Here is a 16,575-nt window from a genome sequence, read left to right as displayed (position 1 = left end):
ATCAGATGCTTAAGTCAACCAGCACCATCGCCCTTCTGGCAGTCATGACAATCGGCCTCAGCGCTTGCGGCGGGGATTTCTACCGCGAAGCCGGCGCCACCGTCGACGAGGGCGGCTTCGGCAACCCGACCATGACAAACAGCCTGATTTCCACCGGCCAGCTGGCCGTGGCAGAGGGCCTCGCCCGCCGGTTTGAAAACGAAGTGCCGCCATCGGTAAACTTCGCATTCAACAGCGCAAAACTGGATGCGGCGTCGCGCCAAATCCTGCTGCGTCAGGCCAACTGGATCCGCCAATTCCCGGAAGTCCGCTTCCGCGTCTATGGTCACACCGATCTGGTAGGTTCCAACAGCTACAACAAGTCACTGGGCCTGCGCCGCGCGAATGCGGTTGTTCGGTTCCTGTCGACACAAGGCATCAGTCGCTCCCGCCTGGAAGCCGTTGTCTCATTCGGGGAAACGCAGCCTTTGGTTGTGACCGAGGGCCGCGAACGCCGCAACCGGCGTACCGTGACCGAAGTGTCCGGCTTTGTTGATGGACATCCGTCCCTTCTTGACGGCAAATATGCCGCCATTATCTACCGCGAACACCTCGAGTCCGCTGGACGTTCCGTGTTCGACGAAGTGTCCGCAGGGGTCACTCAATAATAAAACTGGGGAATGTCGCAAACTTCTGCACATTCCCCAGTTTTTCGCCATTTTGGCCCTAATCTCGCCCTTATTCCCCAGCATTGATTGTCTCGAGAATGCCGACAATTCCGACTTAATACGGAAAATTCGGCTCAAAATAGGCAATCTGGCCGCCACAACGCTAACACTTGGTAAAGACGCGTTGGGTAGCCACGTCCCCGAATCCAATGCGGGGCAGTTGGGAAATGAGCATGACGAGTAGTGTAGCGTTACAACCCGAAGCAGCACCTATCACAGCGTGCACCGTCGCGCGCGACGTGCAGAACTTTGATCTGCTGATCGAGGACATGGAAGCCGAGCTTGGTGAAAGCTGGGGCGACCTGAACTTTGCCGATGCCACTGCGTATCTTGGACAGCCGGATGCCTCTGCATTGGAATTCATTGCGATTGCCGTGGACAGCGAAGATGAAGACAAGCTGACCGAAATCGGCGATCTGATCACCCGCACCAAAGACATGAACATCCGCGTCATCCTGATTGCCGATGAGCTGTCGCCTATTGCTCTGCACCAGCTACTGAAACTCGGCGCGGATGACTTTGTCCCCTACCCGCTTCCCGAAGGCGCGTTGCATGACGCGATCGAACGGATCCGCACCCCGGAGCCTGAACCAGTCGTGGTCTATGAAGAAGCGCCAAGTTCCGGCGCAGGCGGCCCTTCGCTGCGCAACGCAAAACCCGGTGATCATAACGGTGTCATCCTGCCGGTCCATGGGTTGGCGGGCGGCGCGGGCAGTTCCACCTTCGCAGTGAACCTTGCCTGGGAACTGGCCACCATCGACAAGAACAACAGCCCAAAAGTTTGCCTGCTTGATCTGGATTTCCAGTTCGGGTCGGCCTCGACCTATCTTGACCTGCCGCGACGCGACGCGGTCTATGAGATGCTGTCTGACATCGAAAGCACTGATGACGAGGCGTTCAAGCAAACGTTGCTGCAGTTCAACGAAAAGATCAGCGTGCTGACGGCCCCGGCCGACATCTTGCCGCTGGACCTTGTCAGCCCTCCCGAAATCGAACGCCTGGTCGAACTGGCCCAGCGCAACTTTGATTTCGTTGTCATCGACATGCCGACCTCGTTGGTGCAATGGACCGAAACCATCCTCGGTATGTGCCAGGTCTACTTTGGGTTGCTGGAACTAGACCTGCGGTCCGCACAAAACGCATTGCGCATGATCCGCGCGTTGAAGGCCGAAGATTTGCCGCATGAGAAAGTGCGCTACGCACTGAACCGCGCACCAAAGTTCACAGACATGGCTGGCAAGAGCCGCGCCAAACGTATGGCAGAAAGCCTCGACATCGACCTGTCGCTGCATCTGCCTGACGGTGGCAAGCAAGTGGCGCAAGCCTGCGACCACGGCCTGCCAATTGTTGACAGCGCCGCGAAGAACCCGCTGCGCAAAGAAATCGCAAAGCTCGCCCAGTCGTTGCTCGATGTCGAGCGCGCTGAAGAGACCGGATAGGGGCTAAACACATGTTTTCTCGTTACAAAAAGACTGACGAACCTACCAAACCGGCAAATGCGCCGGCACCGGTTGAGAAAAAGGTAGAAGCCGCGCCAGAGCCGCGCCCTGCCCCCAAAACGCCCGCAACATCCGTTGCCGGTGACAAAGAGCTGAAGCGCCGCCAAAAGCTGGAAGAGATCCGGTCCGAGCTGCACCACCGCTTGCTGGACAACCTTAACCTGGCCGCGTTGGAAGACGCGCCGGAAAAGGAGCTTAAGGCCGAGATCGCCGCTATCTGCGCCGAGGGCCTGGAAGAAATGGCCATCGTCCTTAACAAGGAAGAGCGCCAGAACCTTCATGCTGAATTGTTTGACGAAGTCACGGGCCTGGGTCCGCTAGAGCCGCTTCTGAAAGACGAAACGATCAACGATATTCTGGTCAACGGCCCCAACCGCGTGTTCATCGAACGCGCCGGTAAGTTGGAGCTGACCTCAACCCGTTTCAAGGACGAAAAGCACCTGCTGCGCATCATCGACAAGATCGTGTCGGCGGTGGGTCGCCGTGTGGACGAAAGCAACCCTTACGTGGATGCCCGTTTGAAAGACGGCTCGCGTTTTAACGCCATGGTCCCGCCGATTGCGGTGGACGGCTCGCTCGTCTCCATTCGTAAATTCAAAAAGGAAAAGCTGGGCATTGATGACTTGTGCAAATTTGGCGCTTTCTCGGAAGAAATGGCCGCCTATCTGCAAGCCGCGGTTGCCTGCCGGCTGAATGTGATTGTGTCGGGTGGTACAGGTTCGGGTAAAACGACCACGCTGAACGCGTTGTCGTCCTTTATCGACAACTCGGAACGTATCCTGACGATCGAGGATACGGCGGAACTTCAACTCCAACAGGTTCACGTCGGCCGGATGGAATCCCGCCCCGCCAACGTGGAAGGCAAAGGCGCTGTGTCCCAGCGCGACTGTCTGCGAAACGCCCTGCGGATGCGTCCTGACCGCATCATCGTGGGTGAGACGCGTGGCGAGGAAGTTATCGACATGTTGCAAGCCATGAACACGGGCCACGACGGGTCGATGACCACAATTCACGCCAACTCCGCACGTGATGGGGTTTCGCGTTTGGAAAACATGATCGCCATGGCGGGTATCGAGATGCCGATCAAGGCGGTGCGCGCACAAATCTCTAGCGCTGTGAACCTGATCGTGCAGGCGTCGCGTCTGCAAGACGGCTCGCGGCGCATGGTGTCGATCACCGAAATCACAGGCATGGAAGGTGACGTTATCTCCATGCAGGAAGTGTTCCGCTATCAGCGCCTGGGCCTACAGCCCGACGGGAAGATCCTTGGCCAATTCACGCCTCTTGGTGTGCGGTCGCATTATTCAGAACGGTTCAAGCAGTGGGGCTATGATTTGCCTTCCTCGATCTACGAACCCGTCGCTGCGGAGTAACCAGTTATGAACATTTCATTCGAACCACTCCTGTATGGCATCATCTTTGTTGCCGTGCTGATGATGATCGAAGGCATCTATCTGGTGGTCTTCGGCAAATCGATCAGCCTCAACAGCAAGGTGAACCGCCGGCTGGACATGATCCAGAAGGGCGGAAGCCGCGAAAAGGTGCTCGAACAGCTCCGCAAAGAGATGAACCAGCACATGAGATCGGGCGGCATACCGCTCTATTCCATGCTGGCAGACAAGGCGCAGCGCGCCAATATCGCTTTCTCGCCTACCGCGTTGATCGGGATTATGGGCGTATTGTCCGTGGTCGTGTTTGTGATTTTGTCACAAATGACCGGTGCCTCGGCCCCTATCCGCGCCCTAATCGCGGTCGCGATGGGTATTGGTGCAGTCTATGTGTGGGTGAACAACAAGTGTAAGAAACGTCTCGCGATGCTTGAAGAGCAGCTGCCGGACGCGATCGAACTTATGGTGCGCTCCTTGCGAGTGGGCCACCCGTTCAGCTCTGCAATCAACATTGTCGCCAAAGAGGTGGCCGACCCGCTTGGCACCGAATTTGGCGTGATCGCGGATGAGGCGGCTTATGGTCGCGACGTCTCGGAAAGCCTGAAACATTTGGCGGAACGCATGGATATGCAGGATTTGCGCTTCCTTGCCGTGGCCGTGACCATCCAGCAAACGTCGGGCGGTAACCTCGCCGAGATTTTGCACGGGTTGTCGTTGGTGATCCGGGCGCGGTTCAAACTGTTCCGTCGGGTGAAAGCCATCACGGCGGAGGCGAAATGGTCCGGTATGTTCCTGTCCGTCTTCCCGCTTCTGGCGCTGGTCGGCATCAACATCATGGAGCCGGATTACTACGTCGACGTGAAAGACACCGAATACTTCATCCCCGCCTGCCTGGCTGTTGGCGTTTTCCTCACCGTGAACATGATCTTCATGCGGATCATGGTGAACATTAAAGTGTAAGGGGCAGAGACGATGCTTGAACAATTCAACACGATGCTCGTCGATCTGATGGGCCCGCTTGGACCGCTTATGGCCGTGGGTATGCTTGGCGTTCTCCTTGTTTGCCTGACACTGCCGATCATGCTGAAGAAGCGCCAGGACCCGATGGACCGGCTTCGCAACGAGGTCAAAAAGGGCGGTCAAACGACCTCGACCTCGGAAGCTGCCGCTTTGCGCCGTAAGGGCGGCACCGACAAGCTGGACAAATACGCGAAGTTCCTCGAGCCGGAGGACAAAGAGCAACTGGCCGGCATGAAGCTGCAACTGCTGCAGGCGGGATACAAACAAAAGTCGGCTGTGCGAACCTTCCACTTCATGCAGTTTGCGTTGGGGCTGTTGTTCCTGACATTCGGCCTGATCTACGCGCTGTTTCTGGCAGGCGACGACATTTCGACCCGCAACCTGATCCTGTCGATCGTGGTACCAGGTGGCGCGGGCTACTACCTGCCGAAATACTGGATCGAACGCCGCCGCCAGGAACGGATCACCGAGATTGAATCGGGCTTCCCCGACGCGCTTGACCTGATGCTGGTTTGCGTTGAAGCGGGCCAGGGCCTTGACCAAGCGATTATCCGGGTGGCCGCCGAAATTCGCGCGGGCTACCCCGCCTTGGCCGATGAATTTGAGATTGTGGCTCACGAGATGAAAGCCGGTAAAGACCGCGTGGTCGTGTTGAAAGACATGTCCGAGCGTGCGGGCGTCCCGGATGTGTCCTCCTTCGTAACCGTGATGATCCAATCGGCCAGCTTCGGTACATCCATTGCGGACGCGCTGCGGGTTTACGCATCGGAAATGCGTGATAAACGCGTCATGCGCGCAGAAGAAAAAGCAAACGTCTTGCCTACCAAGCTGACACTTGGCACCATGATGTTCACCGTGCCGCCCCTGATGATCATCCTGATCGGGCCCTCGGTGCATGACATCTACGTCAACCTTAACGGTGGTGGGTTATAACGCTTGAAACATGTGGTGGGGACCGCGCTGATCCTAACAGCTCTCACAGCATGTGAGCCCAAGCCCCCGGCCATTGGCGCGGGGGCTGACCCTTTTGCCCCGACCGGATCAGTGGGTCGCGCGCAGTCGGTCGATGGGCTGATCGTCGGACACCGCCTGATGGCCGCGGGCGAGTATGAGCTGGCAATCAAGGCCTACCTGCGCGCCGCTGGTGAAATTGGAACGACCGTAGACGTGCTGTCGGCGTTGGGGTCTGCAAATCTGCAACTGGGTCGCCTTGGCCAAGCCGAGGACCTGCTGCGCAAAGCCGTCAAGAAGGACGAAACCTTCGTACCTGCCTGGAACAATCTTGGTGTGGTGCTTATGGAGCGCCAGAAGCCGGGCGAAGCCTCCCGCGTGTTCCAAACAGCCTTTGCGCTGGATAGTGGCAATTCTGACGAAATCCGGCAAAACCTGCAACGCGCGCTCGCACAAATCGAAAATCCGGCGTATACAAGTGAAAAGAGCGAAGCCTTCGACCTGGTTCGACGCGGCAACGGGCGCTACCTGATTTTGGCAACGCCCTGACCTGCTAGAGCCTAAAAAAACAAAAAATGAAGGCCGTATTGAGAGCAGCAGAGGACGCACCCCATGCGCCAGACAAAAGCATTCATGCTATGCATCACCAGTGCAATAGCCCTTTCCGCCTGTGAAAAATCCCAAGATGGCGAGGTCACCCGCGCGCTGAAAGGCGTCAACGTGATCGACGAGAGCAATCTCAGTGACATCATGCTCACGGCCGCCGATCCGAACGAGGCCGTGACATACTTCCAGCGCACACTTGCCGAAAACCCTGATCGCATTGACCTTCAGCGCGGGCTTGGTTTGTCCTTGGTGCGCGCCAAACGCGCGACCGAAGGCGCGATTATCTGGAAGCGCGTCACCGAGCATGAAGACGCCACCCATGACGACCAGATGAGCTATGCGGACGCCTTGATCCGCACAGGGGACTGGGACAAGGCCGAAAAAGCGCTCGATAGTGTGCCGCCGACGATTGAAACCTTCCAACGCTACAAATTGGAAGCCGTCATCGCCGACAGCAACAAGGAATGGAAGAAAGCCGATAGCTTTTACGAGACCGCTGTTGGCCTGACCACGGCTCCCGGCAGCATCCTCAACAACTGGGGTTATTCCAAACTCAGCCGGGGCGATTACCGCGATGCGGAGCGCCTGTTTGGCGAGGCAATCACTTATGATTCCAACCTCTTTACCGCCAAAAACAACCTGATCCTGGCCCGTGCCGCGCAGAAGAATTACACGCTGCCGCTGGTACAGGTCACCCAAGTTGAGCGCGCGCAATTGCTGCACACGATGGCATTGGCCGCGATCAAGCAGGGCGACACCGATACCGGCAAAGACCTTCTGGAACAGGCGATCGAGACGCATCCACAGTATTTCGAGGCGGCCGTGCGCTCCCTCAAGAAACTGGACGGCTGACACAGATGATGATGCCAGCTTCGGCCGCGCTGTGGTTCTTGCCGTTCGTCTTGCCGATCTGCATTTGGGTGGCGTGGTCAGACCTCGCCACCATGAAGATCCCCAACAAGGCCGTCGCCGCGTTGATCCTTGTTTACCTGGTGGTCGGGCTGATCGCCCTGCCCTTCTCGCAATGGGCCTGGCAGTTGGTGCATTTTGCGGTCGTTCTGGCCGTGGGCTTCATCTTGGCAATTGTCCGGGTTCTCGGCGCAGGGGACGCGAAATTCGCCGCCGCCGCCGCCCCGTTCATAATGGTGGCTGACCTCGTTAACCTGATGGCCATTTTTGCAATCTGCACCATCATCGGCTTCGCGACCCACCGCATCGCGCGCGTCACGCCTTTTCGGAAACTGACCCCGAACTGGGAAAGCTGGGAGCGCACGCGGGACTTCCCGATGGGCTACCCGCTGGCGGGCACCTTGCTGATCTACCTGCTGGCGGCCGTCTTTTACTGAGTAAGCGAATAGAGCGTATAAAGCTCGTTTCTGCGCAGTTCCTTCACCTCAAGATCGTCGAGCTTTTTGATAGCCTCTATGCTTTCGCGGAAGGCGCGTTCATTGATGGGACAGTTGAAGATCAGCATGTAATCCGCATTTTCGAACCCTGAGAGCGCCCCGTAATACCAAGGTGAGCCGTTCTCCAGCGGCTCGAACCCGCCGAACATCCAGACGCTGCCAAATGTATCCGCTGTGTAAATGCGGGCGTCATCGCCCAGCCCAAATGCCCGAAGGTCTGCCGCCATTTCGCGCATCACGCCAAGCAGACCAAGCTCTTGTTTGCAGGCCGGCCATGTCTGGCCCATAAACTCGATGTCCGGCTCTTTGTCCGCAACCTCGTTCAGAGCGGCAAATTGCGGGTCGGTGAAGGTGATCGTGCGCCGCTCCTGCACGCGGTTGACCCGGTGCGTTAACGTGTAGACATCCGTATGCGGCGCGGCCTGAAAGACGGCTTGGTAGTTTTCTTCGTTGATCGCGAAATGCCTGTAGGAGCTTGCCCCCATGTTCAGGAAAGACGGTGCGATCAACGTGGCCGCCGCAAAGGCTAGAACCCGGTGCTTCATATCCGTGCCCGTCAACCACATCAACAGCGCCAGCAAGGCCAGCCACTTCGGATCATTGCCGTAATTCTGGTAAGTGACGTAGAAAAATCCCGGCGCGAACACCATCAGGATCAGCCCAAGCTCTGGGCGCGCGCCTTTGCGCAGCACCCAGAACGACGCCACCAGCACCAGATTGCCAATCAGGAAGCGCGGCGCGAACAACATCCGCTCCCAATCAACGCCCGCGCGGGGGCGGATGTCAGACCGCGTGACCTGCAGGATGTCGTCGACATAGGCCTGCCAAAAGGCCACGCCCTGCAACATCGTCGGTATCAACGTGCAGATCACCACAACGGCCAGTCCGGCGCCCATGGCGACCCAGGCACGGCGCATCAAAAGCGCCAATACCAACCCGGGCGCAAAGGAGATGGCAAAGGTCACCTTTCCGAGGATGAAAAAGGACATCGCCAACCCAAGAATGAGCCCGTCCACGACGTCCGATCCCTTTTCGCGTGCCGGTAATATGGCAACCGGAATGGCCAGGAATGCCAGCCCCCAGGCCCACCGGTTGTAATGCATCGAGATCGAGACATTGTCCGACGCCTCGCCATGCACCAGCGCAAGCGCCATGATCAGTACCGCAGCCCCGAACGCATAGGCGACAATTCCGTCCATGCGGTTCCGTGCGACATGGAAAACCGGCAAAATCAGAGCAGCGGCAAAGGCCAGTTGCGCCAGCAGAATGGACGTTCCGATGCCAAAACCGGCTTTCACAAAATTTGCCATTGGTAGGAATGCTGCAACACCTAGCGGCGTCATAAAGTCGAGATGCGGCCACTGACCGTCCGCCATACGCAGAATAATCTCAATCAAATGCAATGCATCGCCTTCGTGGCGATCCAGATACAGCCCGCCCTTTGCAAGCTGTAGGCCGCCAAAAAGAACAACAATACCAATTAGATACAAGAAAAACTTAGTCGCGCCTGCCCGGTCCATCGCACTGCCCCGATGTTATTTTTTTCGAAACCCTACACAAGCTATCCTGCATTTCAAAGCGGCTTCGGTTTTTGTTGTTTGAAAGCCTTCAGAGAGGTACAATATGCCCAATAAAAGCCGAAATTGGCATGTAAGGCAGAGCAGATGAATATGCACGCACCCACCGGGGTTATCGCCCCGGCGCCCCCGAAGACGTTGGCCGATACCGGCCTGTCTATTGTCATGATGCGCGACATCATGTTGAAAACCATGTTCCGCAAGAACCTTGAACACGTCTCTTCTATCGCGGAAGCGATCTGTTTGTCCTTGCCGCTGACGCAGCAATTGGTGGAAATCGCGCGCGAACAGCGACTGGTCGAAGCGCAGGGTACGCTGCACGCGGGCTCCGGCTCTGAAATGGCGTTTCAACTGTCGGATGCGGGCAAGTCCCGCGCGCTCGACGCGCTCAGCCAATCGGAATATTATGGCGCGCTGCCTGTGCCTTTGGAACGCTACAAGGTGCAGGTGCAAAACCAGTCGGTAAAGAACGTGCAAATCACGCGCGACCGCTTGCTGGCCAATATGGGCCACCTGATCCTGCCTGATACCCTTCTGGAAGAGCTAGGGCCTGCGGTTAGTTCCGGTCGGTCGATCCTGCTTTACGGCCCACCCGGCAACGGTAAATCCGCAATTTCAAACGGCATTCGCGACGCGTTGGGGGATGTGATCTACATCCCGCATTGCATCGAATATGCGGGTCAGGTGATTACGCTCTATGACCCGATTGTGCATAATCTGGTCGACGACGCGCCGGACCAGGTCTCCAGCCTGCGCCGCACCGACAACCGCTACGACAAGCGCTACCTGCTGTGCGAGCGCCCCACGGTTATGACCGGTGGTGAATTGATGCTCGATATGCTGGATCTGAACTACAACCCGGTGTCACGCACCTATCAGGCCAGCTTGCAGCTGAAAGCCACCGGCGGTGTGTTCATCGTGGACGACCTCGGCCGTCAGGAAGAACCGCCACAGGCGCTGATCAACCGTTGGATTGTTCCGATGGAAGCCGGCTACGACATCTTGGCCCTGCAGTCGGGCGAGAAATTCGAGGTGCCGTTTGACACGCTGGTTGTCTTCTCGACCAACTTCCACCCCAACAAACTGTTCGACAGCGCGGCTTTGCGGCGGATTTTCTACAAAATCAAGATCGACGGCCCAACGCAGGAAGAGTTCCTGAAGGTTTTCGCCATGGTCGCCAAGAAGAAGAAAATGCCGCTGGACGAAGCCACGCTCATCCACATGCTGAAGGTCAAATACCCGACCATCGACAACATCTACGCCAACTACCACGGCAACTTCCTGATCGACCAAATGATCAGCGCTTGCGAATATGAAGGCGTCGCCAACCATATGACCCCCGACCTTCTGGACCGCGCGTGGTCGCATATGTACGTGATCGACGAAGAGATCGTGCACTAAATGCAGCCGGTCGGCATTGCCGGATGCGGCACAATGGGGGCGCCTATGTTGGGCGCCCTTTTGCGTGCCGGGATCGACGCGCGCGGCCTCGACATCCGTCCAATATCCGATTTCGCCGACATGCCGGTCACCAACGATGCCACGCAGTTCTATGACGGCTTGCAAACCCTTATTTCCGTGGTGCGCGACATACCCCAGACCGATCAGGTGTTGCAAAGGGCGCTCAAAGCGCCAGATCTCAAAACCATCATCATCAGCTCCACCCTCAGCCCCCGCTATGTTCAAGCCCTGCCAGCAAAAATCCCCAACCACCTCACTCTGATCGACGCCCCCATGTCAGGGGCCGAGGTCCGTGCGAAGTCTGGCGCACTGTCCTTCATGCTCGGCGGCGAAGATGCGACGCTCGACCGATATCAGCCGCTCTTTGACGCAATGGGCGCGCATAGTCACCGCATGGGGCCGTTCGGCGCGGGCATGCAATCGAAGGTCCTCAACAACCTGCTCGCCGCCTCCAACACGATGATGACGCGGCTGGTCCTCGACTGGGCGGATGTGGCAGGCCTCGACGAAGCAAAGCTGCTCAATCTCATCAACACCTCGTCCGGCCAGAACTGGATGGCCTCGGGCTTCAATGAGATCGAATTCGCCCGGAAGGGATACACAGCGGACAACTCCCTCGGCATCCTCAAGAAAGACATCGAAAGCGCCCTGGACGCCGCCCCCGACATATCTGACAAAAGATTGCCGGAGCTGCTGGCCGACATGGTTCACTCCCTCAAACCACGCCCCTAGTCTTTCCATGTTCAAAAATATCCCCGCCGGAGGCATCGCGCCCTGTCCATCTGAGCCCCATCGCCTAAGTTAGGGCAATGGTTACCCTGCCCGCCCCCATCACCGATTGGTTTGCCCGGAAAAGCTGGGCCATTCACCCGCATCAGCAGGCGATGCTCGACACCTCTGACCAGCCGTCGACGCTGCTGATTGCGCCCACGGGCGGCGGCAAAACGATGGCGGGGTTTCTGCCAACACTCGCCGATCTGCACGACCATCCACGCGCGGGGCTGCACACGCTCTATGTCTCGCCCCTGAAGGCGCTGGCCGCCGATATCAAACGCAATCTGCGCACGCCGGTTGATGAAATCGGCCTCGACATTCGCATCGAGGATCGCACCGGCGACACCACCTACACCCAAAAGCGCAGGCAGCGCGCCGACCCGCCGCATATCCTGCTGACCACACCGGAAAGCCTGGCGCTTTTGCTGACCTATGAAGATGCGCCGCGGGTGTTTGATGGTGTTCAGCGCATTGTCGTCGACGAAATCCACGCGCTTGCAGAAAGCAAGCGGGGCGACCAGCTGATGTTGGCCCTGTCGCGCCTGCAGGGGATCGCGCCAGACCTGCGCCGCGTCGGGCTGTCTGCGACGGTCGAAGACCCGCAGGGCATCGCCGATTTTCTGGCATGCCACCCGCACCCGACAACCATCATCAATGCCGACCCGGGCCCTGACCCCGATATCGCGATGCTGCAGACTGACGAAGCCCCGCCTTGGTCCGGCGGCGGCGGCAAATACGCGATCCCGGCCGTCTTGGACCAGATCCGCCAGCACAACACGACGCTCATTTTCCACAACACCCGCGCGCAGGCCGAAATATTCTTCCACAACCTCTGGCTCGCCAATGAAGATCAGCTTCCCATCGGCATCCACCACGGCGCGCTTGCGAAAGAGCAGCGGCTAAAGGTCGAACAGGCCATGACGGCGGGCCAGTTGAAGGCCATTGTCTGCACCGGGTCGCTTGATCTCGGCATTGACTGGGGCGATGTCGACCTTGTCATCCAAATCGGGGCGCCCAAGAACGTAAAGCGGCTCGTGCAGCGCATAGGGCGTGCCAATCACCGCTACAATGCGCCGTCCAAGGCGTTGTTGGTGCCCGCCAACAGGTTCGAAATTGTCGAATGCAAAGCCGCATTGGACGCGGTGAGGGCCTACGACCTTGACGGCGATCCGCGCGGCAAGGGGCCACGAGATGTCTTGTGCCAGCACATCTTGAACTGCGCCGCCAGCGGTCCGTTTGACGAAAAGGAGCTGTTCGAGCAGGTCAAGTCCGCCGGCCCCTATGCCGCGCTGACACGCGCCGAATTCGACGCATGCCTCGATTTTTGCGCCACCGGCGGCTACGCGCTTCGCGCCTATGACCGGTACCAACGCCTGCTTCAACGCGACGGCGCATGGCAGCTGCGAGACCCTCGTGCCGCGCAGCAGATCCGCATGAACCTCGGCACCATCATTGACACCGAAACGCTGAAGGTGCGTCTGAAAGCACGACGCGGCCCGGGGTCGGGCGGCACGCCCTTAGGCGAGATCGAGGAAGGCTTTGCCGCCACCCTGACCCAAGGCGACACGTTCCTGATCGGTGGCCAGATCGTCAAATATGAGGGGCTGAACGAGATGACAGTGCAGGTCACCCGCAGCCCCTCGGACCGACCCCGCATCGCCACGTTCATGGGCACAAAATTTGCGACCTCTACCCAGTTGAGCGAACGAATGCTCCGCATCTTTCAGCAAGACAGTTGGCCAGACCTGCCCGGTCACACTGCAGACTGGCTGCACCTGCAACGCGAACGCTCGCAACTGCCGCAGCCCGGTCGTTTGCTGATCGAAAGCTTCCCCCGTGACGGCAGGTCCAACACCGTGGTCTATGGCTTCGCCGGGCGCAACGCCATGCAGACGCTCGGGCTGCTGCTGACCCAACGGATGGAAGAGCAAGGCCTTGACCCGCTTGGCTTTTTGGCCACCGATTACGCAACCCTGATCTGGGGGCTAGAGCCCCTGACCGACCCGGAGCCGTTGTTCGACCTGCACAATTTGCGCGAAGGGCTTGAGACCTGGCTTGCCGGCAACCAGGTGATGAAACGCACCTTCCGCAATTCCGCCATTGTCGGCGGTTTGATCGACCGGATGACGCGGGGGGCGCGCAAGTCCGGGCGGCAGGCCACGTTTTCCTCCGACATCCTCTATGACACGCTGCGCAAGTATGACCCCGATCACCTGATGCTCGACATCACCCGCGAAGAAGCGATGAAAGGCCTCGTCGATTTTGGCCGTGTCGAAGACATGATCATCCGCACCCAAGGCAAGATTGATCTGCTGCAGCTCGACCGTGTCACCCCACTGGCCGCGCCCCTGTTTCTGGAAGTCGGCCGCGTCCCCGTCAAAGGCCTGGCCGAGGAACGCCTGCTGGCCGAAGAGGCCTCCCGCCTGATGGATGACGCGCAAATGCCCGAAACCGTAACCCGACCAAAACGGTGGTCGGTCCCGTATTGATCGCGCCCGCATCCCGCAGTAAAGAACAATCAATGAACATTCACCCTTTCACTTTCTGCGGAGCCTCTTTGCAGGCCATAGGGTCCGGCGCGCTTTTTTGGCCGGATGAGGGGCTGTTGGTGGTCTCGGACCTGCATTTGGGCAAGTCGGAGCGTATGGCACGTCGGTCCCGCCAATTGCTGCCGCCTTATGAGACCATCGACACGCTGACCCGGTTGGAAGACGCCCTGACACAGACCAACGCGACCACGGTCATCTGCTTGGGCGACAGCTTCGACGACCTCGCCGCCGGGCGCAGCCTGCCCGAAGATCAGGTGTTGTGGCTGACGCGCCTGATGGCGGGGCGCAGCTGGATTTGGATCGAGGGTAATCACGACCCCGGACCGCTTGAATTTGGCGGCAGCCACCTGGCGCAATATCAGCGCGGGCCGCTGCTCTTTCGCCATATCGCTCAAGCGGATGCGGATGGCGAGGTGTCTGGACACTATCACCCCAAATCCAGCGTAATGATACGGGGCCGGATGGTAACCCGCCCCAGCTTTCTGGTGGACGATTGCCGCATGATCATGCCGGCATTCGGGACATATACCGGCGGGCTGCGCAGCACTGCGGACGGGTTGTCATCGTTGATGGGCACCGGCGCCTACGCGATCATGACAGGGCCGCGGCCCTGCGCCGTCCCGATGCCGCGTTAGCCCAGCAGCCCCGCCGCCTTGACACTGTCGCGATAGCTGCGGCTTACGGGGACAAGCGCGCCGTCCCGCATCACCAGAAGGCTGCGCCCGCCCTCTTTCCGCGACCCGGCGACCGCATCAATTGCAACCCAATGGGACCGGTGGACGCGCAGTCCGGCAATACCGTCCAGCTCGGCGATAGCATCCGCAAGGCGCATCAATATCAATTCCGAGCCGGCGTCTGTATGCACTTCTACATAGTGATCCTGCATTGCCAGCCTGATCAGCTCCTCTGGCGCGTTAAGGCCGATCCGCCGCAAGAAAGGCGCATTGCGTTCTTGTGCCTCTTCTTCCGGCTCGTTTAGCACCGCTGGACCATCGGGCGTGACAACAATTGTTTGGAAGGGGGCTCCGGTAAAATGGTAGCATGCCGCGTCCATCACCAGAATGACCCCGGCATACATCAATCCGCCGTACAAGAACAAAACCAGCGGCCCGGGGAGCATGTCCAGCCTGTAGCTGAAGAACAGCGCGTTGTAGCCGTAGATAAACGGCACAAGAAACCCGCCAATAATCAAAGGCCCGGACAGCCGGGCGGCGAGCAGCCCCCAACGGCGGCGGATGAAGAGCAGCACCTGGCTGAACAACGCGCCGAAAACGATCCCAAACCCAAGTATTCCGCCCCAATATAGCAGCCGGGCGCCAAGCGTCTCGATGCCTTCCGCGCCGAACGCGTTCAAGACCGACAACACAATGCTGGCAACGGCCCAACAGACCAGCGTCACCGGTCGGCATATCAGCTGCTTGAGCGTGGGAAGAAAATGTTCTGGTATCAAAACGCGGCCTGCAATTCACGAAAAACAAAGTGACGTTCACGTAAACCGCTTTGAATTTCAACGCAATATTGGCCAAGTTGCAAATCAACGCAGGCGCCCGCCCTGTGTCCGAGGGGTAACGCCAACGTATCGCGGGACGATTAGCAAGTACGGTGTTGGCCCGACATGTTCTGAGCACCGGTCACGCGTGGCTGCGCGAGACCGGTCTCGAACAGACCCTCAGGCCGTCAATCCCTCAGGCTCCGCCAAGCCGTTTGCGCGGCAGCAGGCTGTCAGCGTATTGGCCAGCAGGCAAGCGATGGTCATTGGCCCGACCCCGCCTGGGACCGGCGTAATGGCACCTGCAACAGCGGCGCAGCTCTCGTACTCAACATCGCCCACCAGCCGGGTCTTGCCCTCGCCCTTTTCAGGCGCATCTAGGCGGTTGATGCCCACATCGATGACCGTCGCGCCCGGTTTGATCCAGTCGCCCGGCACCATCTCGGGCCGGCCAACGGCCGCCACGACGATGTCAGCCCGGCGCACCACATCCGGCAGGTCCTTGGTGCGCGAATGCGCGATAGTCACCGTGCAGCTGTCACCCAGCAGCAGCTGGGCCATTGGCTTGCCCACAATATTGGAGCGCCCAATGACCACCGCATCCATGCCCGACAAGGACCCGTGATGGTCGCGCAGCATCATCAGGCACCCAAGCGGCGTGCACGGCACCATGGATTTCTGCCCGGTGCCCAGCAGGCCCACATTGGAGATATGGAACCCATCCACATCCTTGGCCGGATCAATCGAATTGATCACCAGGTCTTCGTTCAGATGCTTGGGCAGCGGCAGCTGCACCAAGATGCCATGAATGGAAGGGTCGTTGTTGAGCTTATCAATCACCGCCAACAAATCCCTCTCGGACGTGTCGGCCTCCAGCTTGTGCTCGACAGATTTCATGCCGACCTCAACGGTCATTTTGCCCTTGGACCGCACGTAAACCTGGCTTGCCGGGTCTTCCCCCACCAGCACCACAGCCAGTCCCGGCGTCAGGTCATGCTCGGATTTCAACCGGGCCACGTGTTCACCAACCTGCGCCCGCACCTTGGCTGCAAAGGCCTTCCCGTCAATCACTGTCGCCGACATCTCATCTTCCCATCACTGTTTCAAAAATACCTCCCGCCGGAGGCATGGAGCCGCGAAGCGGCGAC

General features: G+C 58.9%; 15 protein-coding genes. 12 read left to right on the top strand and 3 right to left on the bottom strand.

Annotated features, from left to right (window positions below):
• Positions 1-44 precede the first annotated feature (44 nt).
• The 8 genes from Q0899_RS18295 (at position 45) to Q0899_RS18260 (ending at position 7,517) form a co-directional block, all read left to right on the top strand.
• Positions 45-647, top strand: a complete 603-nt coding sequence (locus tag Q0899_RS18295; protein ID WP_299195419.1) for an OmpA family protein — start codon at positions 45-47, stop codon at positions 645-647.
• A 233-nt stretch (positions 648-880) separates the two neighbouring features.
• On the top strand, positions 881-2,146 hold the full coding sequence (locus Q0899_RS18290; RefSeq protein ID WP_299194803.1) for an AAA family ATPase: 1,266 nt from the start codon (positions 881-883) through the stop codon (positions 2,144-2,146).
• An 11-nt stretch (positions 2,147-2,157) separates the two neighbouring features.
• Positions 2,158-3,579: an ATPase, T2SS/T4P/T4SS family gene (locus tag Q0899_RS18285; protein WP_299194800.1), complete on the top strand. Its 1,422-nt coding sequence runs from the start codon at positions 2,158-2,160 to the stop codon at positions 3,577-3,579.
• A 6-nt stretch (positions 3,580-3,585) separates the two neighbouring features.
• Complete coding sequence (locus Q0899_RS18280; RefSeq protein WP_298298912.1) at positions 3,586-4,554, top strand: type II secretion system F family protein; 969 nt, start codon at positions 3,586-3,588, stop codon at positions 4,552-4,554.
• A 12-nt stretch (positions 4,555-4,566) separates the two neighbouring features.
• Complete coding sequence (locus Q0899_RS18275) at positions 4,567-5,547, top strand: type II secretion system F family protein (RefSeq protein ID WP_298298909.1); 981 nt, start codon at positions 4,567-4,569, stop codon at positions 5,545-5,547.
• A gap of 72 nt (positions 5,548-5,619) precedes the next feature.
• Complete coding sequence (locus Q0899_RS18270) at positions 5,620-6,114, top strand: tetratricopeptide repeat protein (RefSeq protein WP_298360606.1); 495 nt, start codon at positions 5,620-5,622, stop codon at positions 6,112-6,114.
• Between the two features lie 63 nt (positions 6,115-6,177).
• Positions 6,178-7,023: a tetratricopeptide repeat protein gene (locus Q0899_RS18265; protein WP_298359917.1), complete on the top strand. Its 846-nt coding sequence runs from the start codon at positions 6,178-6,180 to the stop codon at positions 7,021-7,023.
• A gap of 5 nt (positions 7,024-7,028) precedes the next feature.
• Positions 7,029-7,517, top strand: coding sequence for a prepilin peptidase (locus Q0899_RS18260; RefSeq protein WP_298359919.1), 489 nt, complete (start codon positions 7,029-7,031; stop codon positions 7,515-7,517).
• Here the strand turns inward: Q0899_RS18260 and Q0899_RS18255 are convergent.
• The gene (locus Q0899_RS18255; protein ID WP_299194793.1) at positions 7,511-8,974 is read right to left on the bottom strand and encodes a glycosyltransferase family 87 protein; all 1,464 of its coding nucleotides are present in this window, start codon (positions 8,972-8,974) and stop codon (positions 7,511-7,513) included. The genes Q0899_RS18260 and Q0899_RS18255 overlap by 7 nt on opposite strands.
• Positions 8,975-9,241: 267 nt before the next feature.
• On the opposite strand from Q0899_RS18255, the gene Q0899_RS18250 reads away from it, so the two are divergent.
• The 4 genes from Q0899_RS18250 (at position 9,242) to pdeM (ending at position 14,573) form a co-directional block, all read left to right on the top strand.
• Positions 9,242-10,555, top strand: a complete 1,314-nt coding sequence (locus tag Q0899_RS18250) for an ATPase (RefSeq protein ID WP_299194790.1) — start codon at positions 9,242-9,244, stop codon at positions 10,553-10,555.
• 45 nt (positions 10,556-10,600) lie between these two features.
• Positions 10,601-11,347 carry an NAD(P)-binding domain-containing protein gene (locus Q0899_RS18245; RefSeq protein WP_298298892.1) on the top strand — a complete coding sequence of 249 codons (747 nt, stop codon included), beginning with the start codon at positions 10,601-10,603 and terminating at the stop codon, positions 11,345-11,347.
• Positions 11,348-11,424: 77 nt separating this feature from the next.
• Positions 11,425-13,878: a ligase-associated DNA damage response DEXH box helicase gene (locus tag Q0899_RS18240; RefSeq protein WP_299194785.1), complete on the top strand. Its 2,454-nt coding sequence runs from the start codon at positions 11,425-11,427 to the stop codon at positions 13,876-13,878.
• 32 nt (positions 13,879-13,910) lie between these two features.
• Positions 13,911-14,573, top strand: coding sequence for a ligase-associated DNA damage response endonuclease PdeM (pdeM, locus tag Q0899_RS18235; protein WP_299194782.1), 663 nt, complete (start codon positions 13,911-13,913; stop codon positions 14,571-14,573).
• On the opposite strand, the gene Q0899_RS18230 is transcribed toward pdeM, so the two are convergent.
• Positions 14,570-15,337 carry a LytTR family transcriptional regulator DNA-binding domain-containing protein gene (locus tag Q0899_RS18230; protein WP_299194779.1) on the bottom strand — a complete coding sequence of 256 codons (768 nt, stop codon included), beginning with the start codon at positions 15,335-15,337 and terminating at the stop codon, positions 14,570-14,572. The genes pdeM and Q0899_RS18230 overlap by 4 nt on opposite strands.
• Positions 15,338-15,607: 270 nt before the next feature.
• Entirely contained in the window at positions 15,608-16,510 is a 903-nt protein-coding gene (folD, locus tag Q0899_RS18225) for a bifunctional methylenetetrahydrofolate dehydrogenase/methenyltetrahydrofolate cyclohydrolase FolD (protein WP_299194776.1), read from the bottom strand.
• Positions 16,511-16,575: the final 65 nt, after the last annotated feature.

Origin of the sequence: uncultured Litoreibacter sp., assembly GCF_947501785.1 — a bacterium.
Classification (GTDB): Bacteria; Pseudomonadota; Alphaproteobacteria; order Rhodobacterales; family Rhodobacteraceae; genus Litoreibacter.
This window is presented reverse-complemented; position numbering and strand designations above follow the sequence as displayed.

Bases quoted from the DNA above. Each gene is read 5' to 3' on its own strand.
- Q0899_RS18295 (WP_299195419.1), top strand. From the start codon at position 45: ATGACAATCGGCCTCAGCGCTTGCGGCGGGGATTTCTACCGCGAAGCC.
- Q0899_RS18290 (WP_299194803.1), top strand. From the start codon at position 881: ATGACGAGTAGTGTAGCGTTACAACCCGAAGCAGCACCTATCACAGCG.
- Q0899_RS18285 (WP_299194800.1), top strand. From the start codon at position 2,158: ATGTTTTCTCGTTACAAAAAGACTGACGAACCTACCAAACCGGCAAAT.
- Q0899_RS18280 (WP_298298912.1), top strand. From the start codon at position 3,586: ATGAACATTTCATTCGAACCACTCCTGTATGGCATCATCTTTGTTGCC.
- Q0899_RS18275 (WP_298298909.1), top strand. From the start codon at position 4,567: ATGCTTGAACAATTCAACACGATGCTCGTCGATCTGATGGGCCCGCTT.
- Q0899_RS18265 (WP_298359917.1), top strand. From the start codon at position 6,178: ATGCGCCAGACAAAAGCATTCATGCTATGCATCACCAGTGCAATAGCC.
- Q0899_RS18260 (WP_298359919.1), top strand. From the start codon at position 7,029: ATGATGATGCCAGCTTCGGCCGCGCTGTGGTTCTTGCCGTTCGTCTTG.
- Q0899_RS18250 (WP_299194790.1), top strand. From the start codon at position 9,242: ATGAATATGCACGCACCCACCGGGGTTATCGCCCCGGCGCCCCCGAAG.
- Q0899_RS18245 (WP_298298892.1), top strand. From the start codon at position 10,601: ATGTTGGGCGCCCTTTTGCGTGCCGGGATCGACGCGCGCGGCCTCGAC.
- Q0899_RS18240 (WP_299194785.1), top strand. From the start codon at position 11,425: ATGGTTACCCTGCCCGCCCCCATCACCGATTGGTTTGCCCGGAAAAGC.
- pdeM (WP_299194782.1), top strand. From the start codon at position 13,911: ATGAACATTCACCCTTTCACTTTCTGCGGAGCCTCTTTGCAGGCCATA.
- folD (WP_299194776.1), bottom strand. From the start codon at position 16,510: ATGTCGGCGACAGTGATTGACGGGAAGGCCTTTGCAGCCAAGGTGCGG.